The 3,930-nt window shown below is 62.4% G+C and carries 2 protein-coding genes and 1 other RNA gene; 1 reads left to right on the top strand and 2 read right to left on the bottom strand.

The window, feature by feature from the left end; translation table 11 throughout:
* Together ssrA and GY725_03150 are read right to left on the bottom strand one after the other, a co-directional pair.
* Nucleotides 1-300, bottom strand: a transfer-messenger RNA (tmRNA) gene (gene ssrA, locus GY725_03155); the annotation flags it as partial.
* A 59-nt stretch (nt 301-359) separates the two neighbouring features.
* Nucleotides 360-2,702, bottom strand: coding sequence for a spermidine synthase (locus tag GY725_03150; GenBank protein ID MCP4003173.1), 2,343 nt, complete (start codon nt 2,700-2,702; stop codon nt 360-362).
* Between the two features lie 71 nt (nt 2,703-2,773).
* Here GY725_03150 and GY725_03145 point away from each other — a divergent pair.
* A partial coding sequence (locus tag GY725_03145; GenBank protein ID MCP4003172.1) for a hypothetical protein occupies nt 2,774-3,930 on the top strand: 1,157 nt, incomplete at its 3' end.

Below are 3,930 nucleotides of genomic sequence, written 5' to 3'. Positions count from 1 at the left end.
TTCTACACGTTTAGCCGACTCGTTTTTTTATCTCACTCGACACCCGCTGAACGGCAAATGGGTCTCGAGCCAGCCCCTAAAGTTTCGCCCGACCGCCAGGGGCGTCACGGTCGAACTATCCCGGATTTGCGTCGCCTGGTCGAATCGCCCCGGGCAGGCTATCCGGCAGACGTCACAGCTTAAGCTGCGAAGGCGAGCTGATTGTTGTCAGCTACTTATTTGCCACCTGATTAACGAGGTGGGTGGCGCCTCGACGTGCTACTCCAGCCTCCTGCTTCCCGTCGAATCCTGTTCGCCCCCATTCCTTTGGGCTGCTTCTATCTTAGCGCGCCGACTGGAAATCGGCATCCCGCGGAATGTCAGTCCCCCTCGAGGGGAACCGATTTGTCGAATTCGTCGCGGGGGAACAGATCCGTGTTCACGTCACCGTCGATGTGCGTGTCACGATTGTGCGGCCCGATGACGATCGCCTCGGCCTGTGCGATATAGCGCTGCAGGTCCACGTTGGACCTCCGGGCGGACGGGCCGAACCAGGCCTGGATCCGTGGATCGGCAAGTCGCTGAAGTGCGGCCGCACGGTCGAAGGCGATCGGTGCGTTGCTTCCGAGCATGCAATGCAGGTAGCCGGGGAAATTGAGCGAAAGCACATGAGGAAAGGCACTGACCACTGTCCTGCGGGTACGAGAAGTCGGGGCGTAGGTGACGAACAGCCCGCCCGGCTCCAACCGATCGCGGGCCAGCTCGAAGAACTCCCTCGAGTACAGGTTTCCGCTATAGGCCATGTACGCTTCCAGCGCATCGATTTCGATCAAGTCGTATTTCTGATCGGATAGCCGCATCGCCAGGCGACCGTCCGAAAAATGTAACTTGAGTCGATCGTCGTTGTGCAGCTGGTCGAATTCCGGAACCTCGAACCAACGGTTCTCATGTAACTTCATGACGTCGAGTTCGGGCTTGGCGATTTCGTAGACCTCGACCAGCTCGATACTCGACGGTGCCGCCGCAGCCCAGGGCGTATTGCCCGCGCCGAGACCGATCAACAGGACCGATTTCGGGTCACGATGGATCAACGCCGGAAGCAGGCCCAGAATCGTGTGCGGCCCGCCGAACGGCACGACGCTATGCCCTGCGCCGTTGACGCGCATCACCGCGTAGTGCGGTACAGGTGGTCGATCAACACTCTGGAGCACGACGGTGCTCGAGGCGTCCTCGGAAACGACCACCTGGTCGTCCGCCGAGCCGTGGAAACGCGCCCAGAATCGATTGTGATTCGGAATTCCGGAAGCGAGCGCCAACGAAACGGCCAGCACGGCGATCAAGGCCGGCACCCGGCGCCGTTCCAGGCTGTGGAACACAGCAAGACAGCCGAAGACGCTCCCCAGCACGAGCAGCAATTGCAGGGTACGCGGCGTTCCCAGCGCACTCAACAGGAAAGCGCCTGTAATCAAACTCCCCATGATCGATCCGACGATGTTCGCGGTCTGAATCAGCCCGACGCGCCAGCCGATCTGTTTGGGGTCGGTTTGCACCGCACGCTGGACGAACGCGTAGGTCCAGCCCATGAGGAACGTGGGCAATGCAATCAGCGCCAACGGCAACAACCCGTAGACCTGAATCGCCTGACCGACCAATCGGCGCCCTTCCTCGCCGTTTTCGCCATGGAGTGCCTTACGCAGCTCGTCCATCACGATGCCCATATCCGAGTGCCAGAACTCGAACAAGCCCGCCAACGGCCAGGCTCGAGGTGAAAACCGGCACAGCGCAAGCAGAGCCAGTCCCGCAGAGACCGAGATCAGCCATTGTCCCCACAGGAACGTTCGGCCGGGATGCCTGGATCGATCGACGGTAAACGCGCCGACGACCCCGCCTAACCCGAGAAAGATCAGAAACACGCCCAGCAGATGTCCGAAGGTGTACGGACTCTGCTTGATGCTGACGTCCAGAATGCGAAACCAGAGGATCTCGAGAGACAGGGCAATGAATCCGCTGAGCCAATACAACGCGGCCCAACCGCCGACACCGAACTGCCGCGTCGTCGTAGCCGGCGCTGTCTCGGGCGACGCCGTTTCCGCGGCATCGTTCGCACCGCCAGGTGCCGCTGATAGCCCGCGGGCGATCCAGAACACTCCGGCCGCGGCGACGAAATTCAGCGCTGCCGCGATCCGGATCGTTCCGACGAATCCGAAGCCGCCGATCATCCACCAGATTGCGTTGAAGGCCCCGAGCGCCGCGCCGACGGTGTTGAAGCCGTAGAGCAAGCCGATGGTCCGCGCCGCGCCCGCCGTGCCTCGAACCAGGCCTCGGCACAAGAGAGGTAGGGACGCGCCCATCAGCAACGTCGGAATCAACAGCAGTCCGAAGTGCACCAAAGGTAAAGCGAGCCGGTAGCGCACGAGGAAACCGAGCTTCACGTAGGCCACGTCGTAGTAGAGCCAGACGCTGCACAGTGCGAACAGTCCGATTCCGATCTCGCAGGCGGCGAATCCCATCACGGCGCGGTAGCGCGTCAGTCGGTCGGCAAGACGACCACCGAGCAGACTGCCCACACCCAGACCGGTCATGAAGGCGGTCACGATCATGGTGATCGAGTAGATATGCACACCCGAGAAGATGCCCAGGATGCGCTGCCAGATCACCTGATAGACCAGGGCGGAAAAACCCGATAGGAGAAAAAGCAGCGCCGCCAATCTCGTCCGATGCATCGGCAGATTCTACCCCACTCAAGCACGTCTCGCCGGACCCGGATCCGGCGTTTCCCACCCGGAATCCGAGGATGGCTGGCATTCGCTCACGGAACGACGTAGATCTGACGTTCGATATGATCAAGATGATTCATCAGCCGGCCGATGCAAACGAACGCGTTGCTCGCCTTGCATCCTTGGCCCTTGCGGCGGCGCTGGTCGCTATTCTTGCGCCCCAACCGGCCGTGGCTACTGGCGTCGACTCGATGCCCGGCTGGACGGTCACAGGCGATCAGACGGACTCCAACTTCGGGATCTCGGCGACGAGCGCAGGCGACGTCAACGGAGACGGATTCCTGGATGCGCTGATCGGCTCCGACGGATTCTCGGACGGCGAGAGTGATGAGGGCCGTGTCGCGCTCTACTACGGCGGCGCATCGGGACTCGCGCAGACTCCCGGCTGGACGTTTCAGGGCGATCAGGCCTCGGCGAATTTCGGGCATCGAGTAGCCGCAGGTGACTTCAACGGCGACGGTCACGGGGACCTGGCCGTTGGGGCGTATTTTTTTGACGGCGGCCAGACGGATGAGGGTGCGGTGTTCGTCTTCCACGGCTCCCCCACCGGTCCGGGGCCGATGCCGAACTGGAGCGCCGAATCCGATCAGGCGTTCGCCCAGTTCGGCAACTCCGTCGCGACGACGGACGTCGATGCGGACGGCTATGACGACCTCGTCATCGGAGCACCGCGATTCAGCAACGGGCAGATGGACGAGGGGCGGGTGTTCCTCTACTCAGGATCGGCCGCAGGACTCTCGGCCCTGCCCACCTGGACTGCAGAGATCGACCAACCCGGCGCGTTCTTCGGTTTTCCCGTCGGTGACGCCGGCGACGTCAACGGCGACGGATTCGGCGATTTGGTCGTAGGTGCGATCTTCTCTGACATCCCGGCCAGCGACACCGGAGCCGCCTACCTCTATCTGGGCTCAACGGCCGGCCCGTCAGGCAGCTTCGACTGGCACGTTACCGGTAGCCAGACCTCCGAGTTGCTGGGCCACGGAGTGCGGGGCGCCGGTGACGTCAACGGCGACGGGTACGACGATGTGATCGTAGGAGGCCCCGGATTCACGTCGGGTTTCTCAGCGGAAGGGCGTGCGTTGGTTTATGCGGGCTCGGCAGACGGCCTAGCATCTACGGCCATCTGGACTGCGTACGGTGGCCAGACCGATGGGTTTTTCGGCTTCCCCACCGG

Source organism: bacterium (assembly GCA_024226335.1).
Classification (GTDB): domain Bacteria; phylum Myxococcota_A; class UBA9160; order SZUA-336; family SZUA-336; genus JAAELY01.
This window is presented reverse-complemented; position numbering and strand designations above follow the sequence as displayed.

What these genes read in the sequence shown, in the direction of transcription:
- GY725_03150 (MCP4003173.1), bottom strand. Translation starts at nt 2,702, where the DNA reads ATGCATCGGACGAGATTGGCGGCGCTGCTTTTTCTCCTATCGGGTTTT.